The sequence below is a fragment of the Pseudomonas kurunegalensis genome, from assembly GCF_030291635.1.
GTDB classification, from domain to species: domain Bacteria; phylum Pseudomonadota; class Gammaproteobacteria; order Pseudomonadales; family Pseudomonadaceae; genus Aquipseudomonas; species Aquipseudomonas monteilii.
Genome location: NZ_CP127871.1, coordinates 1,485,703 through 1,504,876, shown reverse-complemented (window position 1 = coordinate 1,504,876; position 19,174 = coordinate 1,485,703). Strand labels below are relative to the sequence as shown.

General features: G+C 61.6%; 19 protein-coding genes. 7 read left to right on the top strand and 12 right to left on the bottom strand.

Features of this window, described 5'->3' with window-relative positions; genetic code table 11:
* Positions 1-39: 39 nt before the first annotated feature.
* Positions 40-192: a DUF3309 family protein gene (locus QQ992_RS06800; RefSeq protein WP_012271016.1), complete on the top strand. Its 153-nt coding sequence runs from the start codon at positions 40-42 to the stop codon at positions 190-192.
* Here the strand turns inward: QQ992_RS06800 and QQ992_RS06795 are convergent.
* From QQ992_RS06795 to QQ992_RS06755, 9 genes are all read right to left on the bottom strand, one after another.
* Positions 175-897, bottom strand: coding sequence for a response regulator (locus tag QQ992_RS06795; RefSeq protein ID WP_286112706.1), 723 nt, complete (start codon positions 895-897; stop codon positions 175-177). The two genes, QQ992_RS06800 and QQ992_RS06795, sit on opposite strands and share 18 nt — an antisense overlap.
* A 45-nt stretch (positions 898-942) precedes the next feature.
* Positions 943-1,578 (bottom strand): response regulator transcription factor, encoded by a 636-nt coding sequence (locus QQ992_RS06790; RefSeq protein ID WP_286112705.1) that lies wholly within the window; start codon positions 1,576-1,578, stop codon positions 943-945.
* Positions 1,575-2,312, bottom strand: coding sequence for a fimbrial biogenesis chaperone (locus tag QQ992_RS06785; protein ID WP_286112704.1), 738 nt, complete (start codon positions 2,310-2,312; stop codon positions 1,575-1,577). The genes QQ992_RS06790 and QQ992_RS06785 overlap by 4 nt, the downstream gene beginning before the upstream one ends.
* 107 nt (positions 2,313-2,419) lie before the next feature.
* Positions 2,420-3,619: a hypothetical protein gene (locus QQ992_RS06780; protein ID WP_286112703.1), complete on the bottom strand. Its 1,200-nt coding sequence runs from the start codon at positions 3,617-3,619 to the stop codon at positions 2,420-2,422.
* Positions 3,616-6,108 carry a TcfC E-set like domain-containing protein gene (locus tag QQ992_RS06775; RefSeq protein ID WP_286112702.1) on the bottom strand — a complete coding sequence of 831 codons (2,493 nt, stop codon included), beginning with the start codon at positions 6,106-6,108 and terminating at the stop codon, positions 3,616-3,618. The genes QQ992_RS06780 and QQ992_RS06775 overlap by 4 nt, the downstream gene beginning before the upstream one ends.
* Positions 6,109-6,203: 95 nt before the next feature.
* Positions 6,204-6,680 carry a CS1 type fimbrial major subunit gene (locus QQ992_RS06770; protein WP_286112701.1) on the bottom strand — a complete coding sequence of 159 codons (477 nt, stop codon included), beginning with the start codon at positions 6,678-6,680 and terminating at the stop codon, positions 6,204-6,206.
* 218 nt (positions 6,681-6,898) lie between these two features.
* On the bottom strand, positions 6,899-8,563 hold the full coding sequence (locus QQ992_RS06765) for a cation acetate symporter (protein WP_105945961.1): 1,665 nt from the start codon (positions 8,561-8,563) through the stop codon (positions 6,899-6,901).
* Entirely contained in the window at positions 8,560-8,871 is a 312-nt protein-coding gene (locus tag QQ992_RS06760; RefSeq protein ID WP_016715535.1) for a DUF485 domain-containing protein, read from the bottom strand. The genes QQ992_RS06765 and QQ992_RS06760 overlap by 4 nt, the downstream gene beginning before the upstream one ends.
* A gap of 433 nt (positions 8,872-9,304) precedes the next feature.
* Positions 9,305-10,165: a glycine betaine ABC transporter substrate-binding protein gene (locus tag QQ992_RS06755; RefSeq protein WP_016715534.1), complete on the bottom strand. Its 861-nt coding sequence runs from the start codon at positions 10,163-10,165 to the stop codon at positions 9,305-9,307.
* Between the two features lie 197 nt (positions 10,166-10,362).
* Here QQ992_RS06755 and QQ992_RS06750 point away from each other — a divergent pair, with 197 nt between their 5' ends.
* Positions 10,363-11,928, top strand: a complete 1,566-nt coding sequence (locus QQ992_RS06750; RefSeq protein ID WP_286112697.1) for a glycoside hydrolase family 17 protein — start codon at positions 10,363-10,365, stop codon at positions 11,926-11,928.
* Between the two features lie 287 nt (positions 11,929-12,215).
* On the opposite strand, the gene QQ992_RS06745 is transcribed toward QQ992_RS06750, so the two are convergent.
* Complete coding sequence (locus QQ992_RS06745; protein ID WP_119371005.1) at positions 12,216-12,569, bottom strand: hypothetical protein; 354 nt, start codon at positions 12,567-12,569, stop codon at positions 12,216-12,218.
* A 190-nt stretch (positions 12,570-12,759) separates the two neighbouring features.
* Between QQ992_RS06745 and QQ992_RS06740 the strand changes: the two genes are divergently transcribed.
* Complete coding sequence (locus tag QQ992_RS06740; protein ID WP_119371006.1) at positions 12,760-14,058, top strand: serine/threonine protein kinase; 1,299 nt, start codon at positions 12,760-12,762, stop codon at positions 14,056-14,058.
* Positions 14,051-14,875: an MlaA family lipoprotein gene (locus QQ992_RS06735; protein WP_016715530.1), complete on the top strand. Its 825-nt coding sequence runs from the start codon at positions 14,051-14,053 to the stop codon at positions 14,873-14,875. The genes QQ992_RS06740 and QQ992_RS06735 overlap by 8 nt, the downstream gene beginning before the upstream one ends.
* A 107-nt stretch (positions 14,876-14,982) precedes the next feature.
* Here the strand turns inward: QQ992_RS06735 and QQ992_RS06730 are convergent, their stop codons facing one another.
* Positions 14,983-16,131 (bottom strand): patatin-like phospholipase family protein, encoded by a 1,149-nt coding sequence (locus QQ992_RS06730; protein WP_286112694.1) that lies wholly within the window; start codon positions 16,129-16,131, stop codon positions 14,983-14,985.
* Between the two features lie 25 nt (positions 16,132-16,156).
* A complete protein-coding gene (locus tag QQ992_RS06725) occupies positions 16,157-17,092 on the bottom strand; it encodes a lipid A biosynthesis lauroyl acyltransferase (RefSeq protein WP_104834137.1) in 936 nt (311 codons plus the stop codon).
* 111 nt (positions 17,093-17,203) lie between these two features.
* Between QQ992_RS06725 and minC the strand changes: the two genes are divergently transcribed.
* The 3 genes from minC to minE all read left to right on the top strand — a co-directional run bounded on the left by minC (position 17,204) and on the right by minE (position 19,145).
* Entirely contained in the window at positions 17,204-17,965 is a 762-nt protein-coding gene (gene minC, locus QQ992_RS06720; RefSeq protein WP_019097103.1) for a septum site-determining protein MinC, read from the top strand.
* 109 nt (positions 17,966-18,074) lie between these two features.
* Positions 18,075-18,887, top strand: coding sequence for a septum site-determining protein MinD (gene minD / locus QQ992_RS06715; RefSeq protein ID WP_016715526.1), 813 nt, complete (start codon positions 18,075-18,077; stop codon positions 18,885-18,887).
* A gap of 3 nt (positions 18,888-18,890) precedes the next feature.
* Positions 18,891-19,145, top strand: a complete 255-nt coding sequence (minE, locus tag QQ992_RS06710) for a cell division topological specificity factor MinE (RefSeq protein ID WP_003252572.1) — start codon at positions 18,891-18,893, stop codon at positions 19,143-19,145.
* The last annotated feature ends 29 nt before the right edge of the window (positions 19,146-19,174 follow it).

The following is a 19,174-nucleotide window of genomic DNA, read 5'->3' as shown; positions in this document are numbered from 1 at the left end:
TCAGAGGCCCTTGACCCTCAACCATGCAAGGATTCCGTCATGACCACGATTCTCATCATCATCCTGATCCTTCTGCTGATTGGTGGCTTACCGGTCTTCCCACACTCGCGCAGCTGGGGCTACGGCCCTTCGGGCATCGTGGGCGTGGTACTGGTGATTCTGCTGGTGCTCCTGTTACTCGGCATGATTTGACCGCAGGGCGTGTGAGGCAAGCTGGCGTTCGAGGTACAGCATCGCTTGGCGAAGTGCCTCCACGTCCCTTTTCAGGTCGACGGGTGCGAGCGTGTTGTCGGTACATTGGCGTTCCAGACGCTCGCATTGGTAAACCACCTCCCTGGCGCGGGCGATGCGTGCAGCCCCTTTGATGCGATGGGCGAGCACGCCCAAGGCTTCAACGTTCTCCTGTAACTTGCTCAGCTGCTGAAGGTCTTGAACGTTGCTGGTGCGCAACGCTTCCAGTAACGCGTGCAATGCTGCCTTGTCGTAACCCACAAGGCGCTGCACATGTTCAATGTCGAGCACTGCTGGGCTGATCGGGGCCAACGTTTGCACCAGGCGCTTCAGGCTCAGCGGCTTCAATAGGCAGTCATCCATCCCAGCTGCCCGGCAACGCGCCCAAACAGCGGCTGTAACCGTAGCTGTCATGCCGACAACCCGGCACTGTGGCCGGCCACTGCGCCGCTCGTGCTCACGGATGGCGCGCGCCAGGGCATACCCATCGAGCCGGGGCATGTTGCAGTCAGTGATCACCCCATCAAAATGACCACCCAGCCACAGGCGTAGCGCCTGTGCGCCGTCTTCGGCCAGTTGAACCTGATGCCCGAGATGATCGAGCTGTTGTGACAGCAACAAGCGGTTGATTGGCGCATCATCTACCACCAGTACACGCAACGACATGGATCAACGCCAACGACATGGCTTCAGCGTCACGCAAAAGCACGTTCAGATCAGTTGATTACGGCGTGCGAAATCCGCCAGGTCAACGACCGAAGTGAGCCTGAGCTTTTCCAGCAGGCGCGTTTTGTAGGTGCTGATGGTCTTGTTGCTCAACAGCATGGCTTCACCGATAGCCTTGTTGCCATAGCCACGGGCCAGGTACAGCAGCACGGTCAATTCGCGGTCGGTGAGGCTGGCAATGCACTGGGCTTCGCTGGTGCGCAGGTCGTGCCTGCACACCGAGCTCATCGCAACTTCGGGGTAGTAGGTGAAGCCCGACAACACGGCTGCGACGGCCTTGCCCAGTTCGTCCAGGTCATCGGTCTTGGCCACATAACCTGCGGCACCGGCCTGCAGGCAACGCAGTGAATACGCCTCGGCCAGTTGCGAAGTCAGCACCACGACTTTGCTCGAAAGACCGCAGGCCTTGATCCGGGCGATCACTTCCAACCCGTCCAGGCCTGGCATCGCAATGTCGAGAATCACCAGGTCCGGCACCAGTTCGCGCACCAGGCGCACGGCGTCTATGCCATTGTCCGCCTGGCCAACCACCTGCACACGCTGCTGGCGCAACAGCATGCAGACGGTAGCGCGGATGAAGGGGTGGTCATCGACCACCAGGGCTGTGTGCGTGCAAGTCATCCTTCGAGCGCCATGACTTTGCGCTCGGCACCCTCATGCAGCTCGAACTGATGCACATTGTTGGCCTGCCCCTCGAACTCCCGGGTACGCCCGGGCAGCAAGTGGTGCTTGGTAGCCGGTTCACACACCTGGTCGTGAGTCTGGCACTGACGGAAATGGTCAAGCACTACGGTAGCATTGCCCTGGTTACTCACGGTCAATGCACCGGCCTTGCGGGTGACCGGGGTCTGGTAGCGGGTGTTGGCCGGGTGCACAAACAGCAGCGTGCCGTAACCCGCTAGCAGGTTAACGCCCGCCTTGAGGCTGTCGCGGTAAGCCTCCGCTTCCTGTTCGTTCACGGCAAAACCATCGCCGGTTTCGGGTAATACCGGAATGAAACGCAGGCGGAAGTAACGTTCCTTGTCACGCTCACCGCGGTACAACAAGCGCACCGCCTGCATACCTCGGGCGGGCACGATCAGGCGTGCCGGGCTGACAACCAGGCCGCGCTGGTCCATTGGCAGGCCGTCCAGGTCGATTTCCCGTCCCTTCCCCTTCTCGTCATACACCAGTTCGGCGACGCTCACCTTTACAAAAGCCGTGCTCTCACCGCCGTTGCGAACCCGCTTGAGCAACGTACTGCGATCACCCGCCAAGTAATCATAGAGCCCACCGACGTTGAGCTCTGGTGCCGCTTGCAACGGCCACGATGCCAGGCACATTACCAGTGCCAGGCAGTGAATCCAGGTTTGCATGTTCAGCCTCCTATCTTGCACAGTGCATTGATAACCTGTGCCAATCGTTGAAAGTGAATGGTCAGGGCCACCGGCCAGGCGCCATTTCTGACGATGGAAGGCAGGCATCAAAGCTCTGCGTCGAACACTACAGTGACCTCGCCGGCATACTGCGTACCAGGGTTGGTCAACATCTTCTGCACATCGCTGCCCGCCACATCGAAATGCAAATGGCCACGGCGGTTACTGACCACTGTCAGGTGTTCGAAACGCAGCGCGGCAGACTCACCGCTGGGCAAAGCCAGCCTGCTGACGGGCGCACCGCCGTGCACAATCCCGCCAGGCAGGCTCAGGGCAACCGTCACCGGCACCTGGTCCCCTTTCGGCGTCCGAATTGCGCAGCCATCGCCAAGGTCGTACTGGCAACGTTTATAGACCTTGAACGGCCCGGTCGACCAGATGCGCATCGGCAAGTCACGGTACAGCCGAGACGGGGCTCCCCGGCCACCTAACCACGCCCCCCAGCCCCCTGGCGGCTCTAGAACGGCAATGTTGGAGTTGGCCGGAAACTCGAGGTTGAAGGCATGTTGTACATCGACTTCAAAGTCGACGTTGACCACGTTGCTGCTCAGGTTGCTAGCACTATCACCAAAATCGAAGTCAGCACCGGGGCCGACATGGTATTGCACGCTGCCCCGGTAAATGCCTTGGGTCATACGCTGCGCTGGCGGTAGATAAAGGCGATAACCAACCGCCATTCCATAAACGTCCAAGTCGCCGCGCTCCCCGACCTGACTCCCCCAATTGCTACGATCGTAACAGGCAGGCGGGTTAATCGGATTGGTAACGGACCAGACAAAATAGCTTTCGGGGTAATCAGCTGACTCAATTTCACCGTCGATGAAGCTGCATCCACCCTGAATGTTGACACCCATAGGGTTGACAGTTTGGTGATGGGACTTGGTCTGCTGGCTGACGGCAATGAACTCGAAGTTTGCGTCATAGCTGTCCCCCGTAGACTCGTGTATCAGCGTCACTCTGCGCTGCCCAGGCAGCTTGATCAGGAAAAGATCACGAGGATTGGGCGCCTGATTGATCACTGTTTTGTTGAAGGTAAGCGGAACCGCTACTGCGTCCATGTTTTCGCAGATGCCCGGCCAGTTACGACAAAAGGCCGGCAGTGGTGTGGTGTTCTCGAAATGCCCATCTGTCTGCCCACGGTAGCGTGCGCTGATGTCCACTTGCGCCGCATTGACATACGGCAGCCAGGCCAACAGCAGCAGGATGGGAAAACAGCAAATCCGCTTACGATTCAGATGGTTCATCATGTGTTACTCCTCACCCCATCACTGGACTCTTCCACCACCTCCAGCGCCGGGCACATTTGATCACCGGCCAACAAGACACTTGCCTCGCGCTCCAGCTGCTGAGGGTCCAACGTCAATAGGCAGGCGACTTTTCCGTCACGCCGAATCTCAAGGGTGGGTGTCGACTCGCTCATTTCCACACTGAAGAATCCACTGTCCTCGGTGACGCTCCGGCTCGCATGGTTGATGACCAGCGCACCCCGCAGGGGACGGCCCTGCGCGTCAAGCAGTCGCCCGAGCACCGTGACGGTGCGCATCACGCTCAACTGCCGGTATTCGACACCGCCTCGGTTGAGGTGATAGTCCAGGCTGGCGGGCTGGATGACCGCAGCCGGGTCCTCGGCGTCGGCAAAATCGAACTGCACGCTGCCAGAACGCAGGGCTGTCACCGGGATGACGTTGCGTCCGGGATGCAGGGTGGCGCTCATGCCGAGCACATCGTCGGCGCGTAGTTTCAGGTGCTCAATGTCACTCGACACATCGATGACCAGGCCGGCGTCATGGGGTAGGTATTGGCCACTCATGGCTACCTTGCCCCCTCCAACGGCCAAGGTACTCTGCAGGTTGAGGCCGCCGCTCAACTCACCGTTGTAAGAAGACGTTTGCGCGTAAGCATCACCAAAAAGGGCTTCATTACTGAACTGCGTGTCACCGCCAACACCCACACCATAGTGGTCAACATTGACAGTGGCTCCTAAGCTACGAATCGCCCCCATGTCAACATCTTGCTGATATTTCAACGAGGCATTCTGGTCGCGGCCACCGTCACGCGCAGTGCGGCTACCCAGGCTGGCAGCCACACGCTGACCGGGCCCTCCCAGGCTCAGGCTCATGCTCAGGCTCAGGTTGACCCCTCGGTTGCGCGCGTCGCCCGTGCTGCGGCTGGCGGGGCGATCGAACAGCGACAGGCGCCAGTTGGCGTCTGATCCGCCGAGTTTGCCGTAGTAGTTCCAGCCGAGGTCGATGCCAAGGCCGTCGACAGCGCCTGAGTTATGCGACAAGCGTAGGGTTGCCGTGCTTTTTCTATTCATCCGCTGCGACCAGGACAATGAACTCTGGGTGACCTGCCCCACCTGCCCGGAACCCGTCGATTCAGCGGTGTCGATCCAGGTTCGGCCATGGCCGAGCACCAACGAGCCAAGTGCCTGGTTACTGATGACCTGCAGGTCGTAGCCGTTGCCTTTACCGTCGGTACTGAACACGCTGCCGTAAACCTTGAACCGGTCCAGTACATCCCAGTCCAGCGACGAGCCATACTGCATCGCGTCGTCGACGTGCTGCGCCGAGAGGCCAAGCACGGCCCGCGGGTGCAGCAGGTAGTTGGCCAGCACACCAGCACCCAGGCTGTCCTTGTACGGGTCGTCCCAGTTGCTCAGCAGGCTGGTCTGTTGCCCGGCATACAGGTTGTAGCGCCATCGGCTGTCCGGGTTACTCCAGTTGTTCGGTTTGTAGACGAACGACTCGCTGCGCGAGGTTTCTTGCCCGTCTTCTATCAGGCGCACCTCGACCTCATAAATGCCCCCCGGTAAAACCCGGGTGTCCAGTGCCTGCAAGCCTGGCTCCACTGCCTGGCTGTTGATCAGCACACCATTGCGCAGGATCTCGACGATACCTGGCCGGTTAGGGGTGACGTAGATGGGGGTGGCGCTGGGCAGGCCGTTGTCCACCCGCAGGCTGTCACTGCTGCCGAACATCAGGCCGAGCGTGGTGTCCGGGCTGCTGCCGAGCAAGCGCGGCTGACGCGTCAGCCCTTGGGCGCTGGGGGTGAAGTAACCCAGGCGGAAGAAGTGCTCGTCGAACAACCGCTCTGCATAAAACTGGCCCAACCGGTGTCGGGTACCGGCCTGATAATCGCTGCCACGGTCAAAATTCGCATCGGCCAGGGTCGTCCAGTTTCCCACGCTGCCCTGCCCCTGCACGGCGTAACGGCCAGCGGTACCGCTACCATCGCGCACCAGGTTGAGCTGGTTGCGAAGCAACAAACCGGTACTGCCGTCTTCGGGAAGTGCATGATAACGCTGCAGCCCTGCTTGCTCTTCGACATTACGGGTGAGCAAGGACAGTTGCGAGTTGACCAGACTGTAGTGAATGGCCTGCAAACCGTCAGGGCAGTGGTTGGTGCACTGCCCCAGTGACCGGCCGGCGGCCAGCCGCTCTTGCCAACGCGCGCGCAACTGTGCCGGTTCCCGGCTGTCGTAGGTATCAGTGAACTCCAGCAATTGCACACGCCCGTCGCGGCTGAGCACGACCATTGCGTCGCCAAGGTAGCGGCCATCGAGATCCACCCGCACCGCCAGCGGCACATCGAAAAAATGCGCTTCGAATTCACGCGGCAGGCCCTGAGTCTGGCTGACAACGTCCATGGAGTTGGCTGCAAGGTCGGCAGCAGCCGGTAGCGCCACCAGACTGGCTGCGAGCAGCAACGTATTTGTAGATGCAGAAAAAGCCATAACCGTGCCTGCAAGCAATACCCGCCCTCACCCCCAGGCCTTGCCTGGAGGTAAAGGTGGACACCAAAGGATGAAAAGGAAGGCTTGCAGCCTGATCAAGGCACGGCGGTTTCGAACATCATGCTGACCAGACCTTGGTAATTGCCTGGCTTGTAGCCACCCGCCGGTTCTTGCGCGGCAACCTCGAAGTCGACGGTTACGCCAGGGGCGGCTTGTGCTGCGGTGAGGATCTCGGTAGGGCTGGTGGTCAGCACGGTGTCACTGATCTTGACGTCCAGGCCGATAGCGTCCACGCCACTGGTCACCACCGCTGGCGACAGCAGGTGGGCAGTGATGGGGCCAACGGTGCTCTTGGCTTGCAGCTGCTTGCGAATTGGCGTCAGGCTGCCTTGAAACGCGTTCCAGGCCATGTCTTGCGGGTCGTTCATCCAGTTGCCACCAACCGGATCAACATAGAAGTTGGCGGTGGGAACGGTGGCGGTAATCAGTACCTGTTTGTCGATCGGGTCGGCGGCCATGGCGGGGCCGGCGACAAGTGCAGCGAAGGGAAGTGCCAGCATGAGGGCTTTCACGAATAGATCTCCTGGGAACCTGTAGACATAAGCTTTGATTGAGGGTCAATCAGGCTAAGCGCCGTTGACAGGCAGGAGTATCCGCAGTTACCCACACTGTAAATATCAGAACCATCTGAGCGAGTTGTTGAAATTTCCTAAAGACAAGTAGTCGGATGTACACCAGACAGCAAAACGCCCCGGCAAGCGGGGCGTTGTGCCAAAGCGTCAGTGCATGATCAGTGGGATACCGCCCCGCTGGCACCCAAGCCAGTCTGCGAACGCACGAACTGCGGGTAGAACAGCGCACGTTCGTCGTCAGCCGCCTTGGACTTGTCAGTGACCGAGAAGAACCAGATGCTGACGAAGGCAATGGCCATCGAGAACAGCGCCGGGTACTCGTACGGATAGATCGGCTTCTCGTGGCCGAGGATCTGCACCCAGATGGTCGGGCCGAGGATCATCAGCGTCACCGCACTTACCAGGCCCAGCCAGCCACCAATCATCGCGCCGCGGGTGGTCAGCTTTTTCCAGTACATCGAAAGCAGCAGCACCGGGAAGTTGCAGCTGGCCGCGATGGAGAAGGCCAGGCCCACCATGAAGGCGATGTTCTGCTTCTCGAACAGGATACCCAGGCCGATCGCCAGTACGCCCAGGGCGACGGTGGTGATCTTCGATACGCGGATCTCGTCCTTGTCGTTGGCCTTGCCCTTGCGCCATACGCTGGCGTACAGGTCGTGGGACACCGCCGAGGCACCGGCCAGGGTCAGGCCGGCAACCACCGCCAGGATGGTGGCGAAGGCGACCGCCGAGATGAAGCCCAGGAACACGCTGCCACCCACGGCATTGGCCAGGTGCACCGCCGCCATGTTGTTACCACCCAGCAGGGCGCCAGCGGCGTCCTTGAAGTCCGGGTTGGTGCTGACCAGCAGGATGGCGCCAAAGCCGATGATGAAGGTGAGGATGTAGAAGTAGCCGATGAAGCCGGTGGCGTACAGCACGCTCTTGCGCGCTTCCTTGGCGTCACTGACGGTGAAGAAGCGCATCAGGATGTGCGGCAGGCCTGCGGTACCGAACATCAGCGCCAGGCCCAGCGAGAACGCCGAGATCGGGTCTTTGACCAGGCCACCCGGGCTCATGATCGCTTCGCCCTTGGCGTGTACCTTGATGGCCTCGGAGAACAAGGTGTTGAAGTCGAAGCCCACGTGCTTCATCACCATCAGCGCCATGAAGCTGGCACCGGACAGCAGCAGCACGGCCTTGATGATCTGTACCCAGGTGGTGGCCAGCATGCCGCCGAACAGCACGTACAGGCACATCAGGATACCCACCAGAATCACCGCAACGTGGTAGTCCAGGCCGAACAGCAGCTCGATCAGCTTGCCGGCACCGACCATCTGGGCGATCAGGTAGAACGCCACCACCACCAGCGAACCGGACGCCGACAGGGTGCGGATTTCCTTCTGCCCGAGGCGGTACGAGGCCACGTCGGCGAAGGTGTATTTGCCCAGGTTGCGCAGGCGTTCGGCAATCAGGAAGAGGATGATCGGCCAGCCGACGAGGAAGCCGATGGAGTAGATCAGGCCATCGTAGCCAGAGGTGAACACCAGCGCGGAAATACCCAGGAACGAGGCGGCCGACATGTAGTCGCCGGCGATTGCCAGGCCGTTCTGGAAGCCGGTGATCTTGCCGCCGGCAGCGTAGTAGTCCGACGCCGACTTGTTGCGCTTGGAAGCCCAGTAGGTGATGCCGAGGGTGAAGGCGACGAAGGCCACGAACATGGCGATGGCGGAAACGTTCAGCGGTTGTTTCTGCACCTCGCCGGTCAGGGCATCGGCAGCCCACACGGCGGGTGCGAAGGCTCCGCAGGCCAGTACGGCCAGGGTTTTGGCGTGGCGAATCATTGTTGCGCCTCCTTCAGGATGGCCTTGTTCAGCTCATCGAATTCGCCGTTGGCGCGGCGCACGTAGATGGCGGTCAGGACAAATGCCGAAACGATCAGGCCGACGCCCAGGGGAATACCCCAGGTAATCGACGACTCAGGGCTGAGCTTGGCGCCCAGTACTTGAGGACCGTAGGCAATCAGGAGGATGAAGGCGCAGTACAGGCCGAGCATGATCGCCGAGAGAATCCAGGCGAACCGTTCGCGTTTGGTGACCAGCTCCTTGAAGCGGGGGCTGTTTTGTATCGAGAGGTAAATGCTGTCGTTCATTGTTTTTGTCCTAGCAGCACAGGTAGGGGATGAAACCCACGCCCTTACTTTATGCGGCTGTTGGACGGCAACCAGACGACCTTAGTCTTAGATGCAACGGTGTTTTACCGATTGCGTAACAAAGAGTGGAATGGGTCAGGGCTGAAAGGTGCATGCCTTGGGTTGTGCAGTTGGGCGAAAATCGAGCGCCGCCCGCGCGGCGCATCGCGAGCAAGCTCGCTCCTACATTTGTTTCGGGCCAATTATGCCTGTGGGATTTGCGCGCGAACGCCGTGGCGCATGGCTGGACATTACGTCGTACAAACCAAGCGGTCGCGCGCGCCTGCCACAGGCGTTACTGGCCGAAAACAAACGTAGGAGCGAGCTTGCTCGCGATGCGCCGCGCGGGCGGCGCTCGATCTCATAGGCGCTGAAAGTACAACGCCAAGCGCATTTACTTGCCAGTCCACTCCTTCACACGATCAGGGTGCTTGGCCACCCAATCCTTGGCCGCCGCTTCAGGCTTGGCCCCTTCCTGAATCGCCAGCATCACCTCGCCAATCTCGTCTTTGGACTGCCAGTTGAACTTCTTCAGGAACTCCGCCACTTCCGGCGCCTTGGTCGCCAGTTCCTTGCTGCCGATGCTGTTCACGGTTTCCGCCGCGCCATACACGCCTTTCGGGTCTTCGAGGAACTTCAGCTTCCACTTGGCGAACATCCAGTGCGGTACCCAGCCAGTGACCGCAATCGACTGCTGCTTGGCATAGGCACGGCCCAGCTCTGCGGTCATGGCCGCACCGGAGCTTGCCTGCAGCTTGTAGCCAGTCAGGTCGTAGTCCTTGATGGCCTGGTCGGTCTTGAGCATCACGCCGGAGCCGGCGTCGATGCCGACAATCTTCTGCTTGAAGCTGCTGTCGGTCTTGAGGTCGGCGATGCTCACCGCCTTGACGTACTCGGGCACGATCAGGCCGATCTTGGCGTCCTTGAAGTTGGGGCCGTAGTCGACCACGTTGTCCTTGTTCTTGGTCCAGTACTCGCCATGGGTGACGGGCAACCAGGCCGACAACATGGCATCGAGCTTGCCGGTTGCCACACCCTGCCACATGATGCCCGTGGCCACGGCCTGCAACTTCACGTCGTAGCCGAGTTTCTGCTTGATCACTTCTGCAGCCACGTTGGTGGTGGCCACACTGTCGGCCCACCCATCCACGTAACCGATGCTTACTTCTTTGGCCATTGCCTGTGCAGCGCTCATGGCCATTACCAGGGCGGTGCCCACACCCAGGAAACGTCGCATTCTTTTCATAGCAGCCATCAAAGCATCCCCTCGTCAGGTCTAGGAGATTGCATCATCTGCCTGCAACACAGGGCGACCTGATCCAGCTGCGACCTGTAGCCGCCCCATATGCGACAGCACTGTGCCATTAGCGCCATCGGCTTACGCCGGCCTGCGCGATCCTTGCATGCCAAAGCTTTGGCGCCGGGCTACTATCTACCCTTTTGCGCCTGACGATGGACCGCCCGATGCCCAGCTCTGCCCGCCTGCTGTTGCCGTTGTACCTGCTTGCCTGCCTGTTGGCCCTGCTGGGGCTTGCAGGGCTCTGGTACGGGCTTGGCAAGCCGGTGCACCTGCCGGATGCGGCTAGCCCGACGCACAAGTTGCAGTGCGCCTCCTACACGCCGTTCGACAAGGACCAATCGCCCTACGACCAGCCGTTTCGCCTGCGCCCGGCGCGGATGGACGCCGACCTTGCGTTGCTGGCTGAGCGATTCCAGTGCATCCGTACCTATTCCATGACCGGTCTTGAGGCAATCCCCGCGCTGGCGCGCAAACATGGCCTGAAAGTGATGCTGGGGGCCTGGGTCAACGCCCACCCGGCCGATACCGACAGGGAAATCGACCTGCTGATTGCCACCGCCAACGCCAACCCGGATGTGGTCAGCGCGGTGATCGTCGGCAACGAAACCTTGCTGCGCAAAGAGGTGACCGGCGCACACCTGGCCAAGCTGATCGCCCGTGTGAAAAGCCAGGTGAAGGTGCCGGTGACCTACGCGGATGTGTGGGAGTTCTGGCTGCAGCACCCGCAGGTGGCGCCGGCAGTGGACTTCCTGACCATCCACTTGCTGCCCTACTGGGAAGACGACCCACGCGGTATCGACGAAGCCTTGGCCCATGTGGCCGATGTGCGCAGGGTGTTCGGCACACGCTTCGCACCCAAAGACATCCTGATTGGCGAAACCGGCTGGCCCAGCGAAGGCCGCCAGCGCGAGACCGCAGTGCCCAGCCGGGTCAACGAGGCGCGTTTCATTCGCGGCTTTGTGGCCATGGCTGAGAGCAACGGCTGGCGCTACAACCTGATCGAAGCATTCGACCAACCCTGGAAACGTGCCAACGAGGGGGCCGTCGGCGGTTACTGGGGGCTTTACGATGCCAACCGGCAAGACAAGGGCGTGCTGGAGGGGCCGGTGAGCAACCTGCATTACTGGCCGCAGTGGTTGCTGGCCAGTGCATTGTTGATGCTGGCCATGCTGTTACTCGCCGGGCGCCCCGCAACGGTTCAGGCAGCCTTGCTGCTGCCATTGCTGGCGGCGTTCGGGGCGGGTTGCCTGGGGTTGTGGGGTGAGCTGATGCGCACCCATGCGCGCTTTGCCGGGGAGTGGGTATGGGCGGTGGCGCTGGCCGGGTTGAACCTGCTGGTGCTGGCCCACGCGCTGCTGGCCCTGGCGCAGCGGGCCGGCTGGCGCGAGCGGTTGTTCGCCTGGCTGCAGGCACGGGCAGGCTGGCTGTTGCTGGCGGCGGGCTTTGCCGCAGCGGTGAGCATGCTGGCGATGGTGTTCGACCCTCGCTACCGCAGCTTCCCCAGCGCGGCGCTGGCGTTGCCGACGCTGGTCTATGTGCTGTGGCCGGTACGGGCGCGGCGGGCCGAGGTGGCGCTGCTGGCGTTCATTGTCGGGGCCGGCGTGGCGCCACAGTTGTTTGTGGAAGGGCTCCACAACCAGCAGGCCGGGGGCTGGGCGGTGGTGAGTGTGCTGATGACGGCGGCCTTGTGCCGGAGCTTGAGGTTGCGCCAGGCTTGATTGCTATGGTGGATGGGAAATCGAGCGCCGCCCGCGCGGCGCATCGCGAGCAAGCTCGCTCCTACATTTGTTTCGGGCCAGTATCGCCTGCGCCAACGCGCGCGACCGCCTTGTTTGTACGACGCAATATCGAGCCATGCGCCAAGGCTTTCGCGCGCAAAACCCATAGGAATAACTGGCCCGAAACAAATGTAGGAGCGAGCTTGCTCGCGATGCGCCGCGCGGGCGGCGCTCGATTTGCGCCACACCACAACAACCAAGGCATGCGCCTGTCAGCCCCCCTGCGGTTACCTGACCAACCGCAACCCCGCCAGTACCAGCGCAAACACCGCAATGCTGGCGGTATACAGCACCAGCGCGGGCACCGCAAAGACCAGGGCCAGCACCGCCAGCCACCAGCCGGTGCGGCCGGTCACCACCTGCGCCAACAGCGCAAGGCCCAGCCCGGACCAGGCCATCACCTGATGGTGAATGCCCAACCCCAACAACGACCGCACCTCGCACTGCCAGTACGCCGCGGGTGTCGTGCACAACCCCACCCACTGCCCGTCCTCCATCAAGCCGTAACGCACGCCATAACTGGCCGCAAGCCACAGCCCCAGAAACAGCACAAGCAGCGCAGCCGGCAGCGTACGAGACATCCCATTCTCCAATAGCGGTAATCGAAAGCATCCATGATCGCTTATGCCCCGATGTAAGGCAAAATCACAACCCTGCAGCTATGTTGCAGATAACCAGCACACCAAAGGCCACCGCGCCAGGCAACTTTGCCCGCGTTGATGTGGTCCTAGCCTGCACACCGCTCGACCTTGCGTTCTTTTGGGGGACTACATGCTTCGATCTTTGCGCCTCGCTGCCCTGCTCGGCAGCCTGCTCATGGCTGTGGCCGCTTCGGCGCGGGACATCGACGCCGCGAGCTATGGCTACCCCTTGACCAACCCGTTCGAGGCCACCATCGCCACCACGCCGCCGGACCAGCGCCCTACCCTGCCCAGCGACGACGAAATCACCCAGTCCGACTACAGCCTCAACCTGCGCCCGGAGCGTGAGTTCACCCTGCCCGACAACTTCTGGGCAGTGAAAAAACTCAAGTACCGCCTGGCCCGCCAGGACCGCGAGGCGCCGCTGATCTTCATCATTGCGGGTACCGGCGCACCGTACACCAGCAGCATCAACGAATACCTGAAAAAGCTGTTCTACCAGGCCGGTTTCCACGTAGTGCAATTGTCGTCGCCCACCAGCTACGACTTCATGAGCGCCGCTTCGCGCTTTGCCACCCCCGGTGTCAGCAAGGATGACGCCGAAGACATGTACCGGGTGATGCAGGCCGTGCGCGCCCAGCACCCGCGCCTGCCAGTCAGTGACTTCTACCTCACCGGCTACAGCCTGGGTGCACTGGATGCCGCCTTCGTCAGCCACCTGGACGAAACCCGCCGCAGCTTCAACTTCAAGCGCGTGCTGCTGCTGAACCCGCCGGTCAACCTGTACACCTCGATCAACAACCTGGACAAGCTGGTGCAAACCCAGGTCAAGGGCATCGACCGCAGCACCACCTTCTACGAGCTGATGTTGCAAAAGCTCACGCGCTACTTCCAGGACAAGGGCTACATCGACCTCAATGACGCCCTGCTGTACGACTTCCAGCAGTCGCGCCAGCACTTGTCCAACGAACAGATGGCCATGCTGATCGGCACCTCGTTCCGCTTCTCGGCGGCCGACATTGCCTTTACCTCCGACCTGATCAACCGCCGTGGCCTGATCATTCCGCCGAAGTTCCCGATCACCGAGGGCAGTAGCCTCACGCCGTTCTTCAAACGTGCCCTGCAGTGCGACTTCGACTGCTACATGACCGAGCAGGTGATCCCCATGTGGCGCGCCCGCACCGACGGCAACAGCATCCTGCAACTGGTCAACCAGGTGAGCCTGTATGCCCTGGAAGACTACCTGCGCAGCAGCGACAAGATTGCCGTGATGCACAACGCTGACGACGTCATCCTTGGCCCCGGCGATATCGGCTTCCTGCGCAAGGTGTTCGGTGACCGGCTGACCCTTTACCCCCATGGCGGCCATTGCGGCAACCTCAATTACCGCGTCAACAGTGACGCCATGCTGGAGTTCTTCCGTGGTTAACAAACTCCTCTTCGCCACTGCCCTGCTTGCCGCCGGCCACGCGCTGGCCGCCGAAACCGCCCCACGGGCCAGCGTGGTCGAAGCCGACCCTCAGGTGACTGCCGCACCGCTGGCGCCCGAAGCAGACGGCTTTCTCGACCCGCTGCGCGAGTTGAAATTCAACCCCGGTCTGGACCAGCGCGAGTTCGAGCGCTCTACCCTGGAGGCGCTGAACGTGTACGACCCGCTGGAGTCGATCAACCGGCGCATCTACCACTTCAACTACCGCCTGGACCAATGGGTGCTGCTGCCGCTGGTGAGTGGCTACCAGTACGTCACCCCGCGCTTCGTGCGTACCGGGGTGAGCAATTTCTTCAACAACATCGGCGATGTGCCGAACCTGTTCAACAGCGTGCTGCAGCTGAAAGCCAAGCGTTCGGCGGAGATCACGGCGCGGCTGATGTTCAACACCATCATCGGTGTGGGTGGGCTATGGGACCCGGCGACCAGCATGGGCCTGCCGCGTCAGAGCGAAGACTTTGGCCAGACCCTGGGCTTCTACGGCGTACCGGACGGGCCGTACCTGATGCTGCCTGTGCTGGGGCCATCGAACCTGCGCGATACCACCGGGCTGGTGGTCGACTATGCGGGCGAGCAGGCCATCAACTACCTGAACGTGGCCGAAGCCAGCACCGACCACCCGGAAATCTTTGCCTTGCAGGTGGTGGACAAGCGCTACACCACCAAATTCCGCTATGGGCAGCTGAACTCGCCGTTCGAGTATGAAAAGGTGCGGTATGTGTATACCCAGGCGCGCAAGTTGCAGATAGCCGAGTAAGCAGGCCTGGCCTCTTCGCGGGTAAACCCGCTCCTACACTGATCTGTGGCATAGCCCAAATCGTTGTAGGAGCGGGTTTACCCGCGAAGAGGCCGGCACAGGCAACATCAAATCCCCAGGAACTGACACAGCTCCCGCTTCTTCGCCAAGGCATCCCGCCGCCCCAGTTCGATCAGCTCACTGCAATAACTCGCCTCGAACAGCAAATAGCTCATTACCCCCGCCCCACTGGTCCGCGTCGCCCCCGGCCCCCGCAGGAACACGCGCAACGCTGCCGGCAACTCACGCCGATGCCGCGCAGCGATCTCGTCCAGCGGCTGGCTGGGCGCCACCACCAGTACGTCGATCGGCGCCAGCCCCAGGCGACGGGCGTCCAGGTGCGCCGGCAACAGCCGGCTCAGGTGGTTGAGCCGCTGCAGCAGTTCGATATCGTCTTCCAGGCTGTCAATGAACGTGCTGTTGAGCATGTGCCCGCCAATCTGTGCCAGGCTCGGCTGCTGCCCGCTGAACACACGCTGGGTCGGCAACGGCGGCGCTGGCCGCTGCGGGTTGCCGCTGACCCCGACCACCAGCACCCGGCTGGCGCCCAGGTGCAAGGCCGGGCTGATGGGCGCCGACTGGCGTACTGCGCCGTCGCCGTAATACTCGTCGCCCAGTTGCACCGGGGCGAACAGCAGCGGAATTGCCGCACTGGCCAGCAGGTGGTCGATGGTCAGCGGCGTGGGTACGCCGATGCGGCGATGGCGCAGCCAGGCCTCGATGCTGCCACGACCCTGGTAGAAGGTCACCGCCTGGCCAGACTCGTAGCCAAAGGCCGTGATTGCCACGGCGCGCAACTGCTCGGCGGCCAGGGAATGGCCGATGCCGTCCAGGTTCAGGTGTGCCTCCAGCAAGCCTCGCAATGGACTGCTGTCCAGCAATGCCACGGGTGCCGGGCCACCAATACCTAACAGGTTGTGGCCAACGAAGCGACTGGCCTGGCGCACCACGCCGGGCCAGTCGCTGCGGATGACCAGGTGGCTGCGAAAGTTCTGCCAGAAGGTGGTAAGCCGTTGCACGGCCTCGTTGAAATGGGTGGCACCGCTGGCCAGGGTGACCGCGTTGATGGCCCCGGCAGACGTGCCGACAATGACCGGAAAGGGGTTGTGCGCCCCGGCGGGCAGCAGCTCGGCGATGCCGGCCAGTACGCCGACCTGATAGGCGGCGCGGGCGCCACCGCCAGAAAGGATAAGACCGGTTACCGGAGGTGGGGCCATGGCATCCTTCCTGGTTCAGCTGCTTTCAGCGCTTTTTCTTGTCATACAGCCGCGGTGCACCCTCAGGCCGCGACTTGAACCGGCGGTGCGCCCACAAGTATTGCTCAGGGCACTCGCGCAACACACTTTCAACCCACTGGTTGATGCGCAGGCAATCAGCCTCTTCACTCTCCCCCGGGAAGTCTTGCAGCGGCGGGTGGATCACCAGACGATAGCCGCTGCCATCCTCCAGGCGCTTCTGGGTGAACGGGATCACCTGCGCCTTGCCCAGCCGGGCAAACTTGGTAGTGGCGGTTACCGTCGCTGCCGGGATACCGAACAGCGGCACGAAAATGCTCTGCTTGGCGCCGTAGTCCTGGTCCGGTGCGTACCAGATCGCACGCCCCGAACGCAGCAGCTTGAGCATGCCGCGCACGTCTTCGCGCTCCACCGCCAGCGAGTCGAGGTTATGCCGCTCACGCCCACTGCGCTGGATGAAGTCGAACAACGCATTGCCATGCTCGCGGTACATACCGTCGATGGTGTGCTGCTGGCCCAGCAGCGCCGCGCCGATTTCCAGCGTGGTGAAGTGCACCGCCATCAGGATGGCGCCCTGCCCTGCCTGTTGGGCAGCCTGCAGATGCTCCAGCCCTTCGACATGGGCCAGGCGCGCCAGCCTGGCCTTGGGCCACCACCAGCTCATGGCCATTTCGAAGAAGGCGATACCGGTGGACGCAAAATTGGCCTTGAGCAAACGCTGCCGTTCGTCGACCGACAGCTCCGGGAAACACAGCTCCAGGTTGCGTGCGGCAATGCGCCGACGCTCACCGGCAAAGTGATACATCACGGCACCCAACCCGGCACCGATTTTCAACAGCACCCGGTACGGCAACTGGACCACCAGCCACAGCAGGCCCAGGCCCAGCCACAGGCCCCAGAACTTGGGGTGAAGGTAATAGGGACGAAAACGCGGGCGTTCCATTGAAGCATCCGGAAAGACAAAGGCCGCGCATTCTACAACGGATCAGTGCATGTTGCGGGCAACCGGTGTTCTCGTTATAAGTCAGGGCACTTTTTTCGCAACAAGCCGTCTATGCAGACCATGAGCCCAAACCACACACCCGACACCGCCTCCGTGTTCCAGCTCAAGGGCAGCATGCTCGCCATTACCGTACTGGAACTGGCGCGCAATGACCTTGAAGCCCTCGACCGCCAGCTGGCGGCCAAAGTCGCCCAGGCACCGAACTTCTTCAGCAATACGCCGCTGGTGCTGGCGCTGGACAAACTGCCAGCCGACGAAGGGGCAATTGACCTGCCCGGCTTGATGCGGATCTGCCGCCACCACGGCCTGCGTACCCTGGCCATCCGCGCCAATCGCATCGAGGACATCGCTGCCGCCATCGCCATCGACCTGCCGGTACTGCCACCTTCCGGCGCCCGCGAGCGGCCACTGGAGCCCGAGCCCGAGGTGGTCAGGAAGCCCGAGCCGGCCCCGGCACCACCACCGGCCCCGGAACCCGAAGTGCGCCCGACCCGCATCATCACCTCGCCGGTACGCGGCGGCCAGCAGATCTACGCCCAAGGTGGCGACCTGATCGTTACCGCTTCGGTCAGCCCGGGTGCGGAACTTCTGGCCGATGGCAACATCCATGTGTACGGCGCCATGCGCGGCCGTGCCCTGGCCGGCATCAAAGGTAACACCAAGGCGCGTATCTTCTGCCAGCAGATGACCGCCGAAATGGTCTCCATCGCCGGCCAGTACAAGGTCTGCGAAGACCTGCGCCGCGACCCGCTGTGGGGCACCGGCGTGCAAGTCAGCCTGTCTGGTGACGTGTTGAACATCACCCGTCTTTAACGGATACTTGCCAGCATTTTTAGAGCAACTTTTTTACCGTTGCCGTTATTTAAGCTATTTCAGTTATTTGCAGGGACCCGTGTCCCGACTATTTTAGGGGTGAAACACCTTGGCCAAGATTCTCGTGGTTACTTCCGGCAAGGGGGGTGTGGGCAAGACCACCACCAGCGCCGCCATTGGTACCGGCCTCGCACTGCGCGGCCACAAGACCGTCATCGTCGACTTCGACGTGGGCCTGCGTAACCTCGACCTGATCATGGGCTGCGAACGCCGCGTGGTGTACGACTTCGTCAACGTGGTCAACGGCGAAGCCAACCTGCAACAGGCCCTGATCAAGGACAAGCGCCTCGAGAACCTGTACGTGCTGGCCGCCAGCCAGACCCGTGACAAAGACGCGCTGACCCAGGAAGGCGTTGAAAAGGTGCTGATGGAGCTGAAGAAAGACTTCGACTTCGTCATCTGCGACTCGCCAGCCGGTATCGAGAAAGGCGCGCACCTGGCCATGTACTTCGCCGACGAAGCCATCGTGGTCACCAACCCGGAAGTGTCCTCGGTACGTGACTCCGACCGCATGCTGGGCATCCTGTCGAGCAAGTCGCGCCGCTCCGAAAACGGCGAAGAGCCGATCAAGGAACACCTGCTGATCACCCGCTACCACCCCGAGCGCGTGGAAAAGGGCGAAATGCTGAGCATCGCCGACGTCGAAGAAATCCTGGCGATCAAGCTCAAGGGCGTGATCCCCGAGTCCCAGGCCGTGCTGAAGGCTTCCAACCAGGGTATCCCGGTCATCCTCGACGACCAGAGCGATGCCGGCCAGGCCTACAGCGACACCGTCGACCGTCTGCTGGGCAAAGAGAAGCCCCTGCGGTTCATCGAAGTGCCGAAGCAAGGATTCTTCGCGCGCCTGTTTGGAGGCAAGTAAACCATGAACCTTTTTGACTTCTTTCGTGGCAGACAAAAACAGACCAGCGCGTCGGTAGCGAAAGAGCGTCTACAGATCATCGTGGCGCACGAGCGCGGCCAACGCAGCGAACCGGACTACCTGCCGGCGCTGCAGAAAGAACTGCTGGAAGTCATCCGCAAGTATGTGAACATCGGCAACGATGATGTGCATATCGAGCTGGAAAACCAGGGCAGCTGCTCGATTCTGGAGCTGAACATTACCCTGCCGGATCGCTGATCCGCGCTACCGGGAATTTGGGGCTGCTA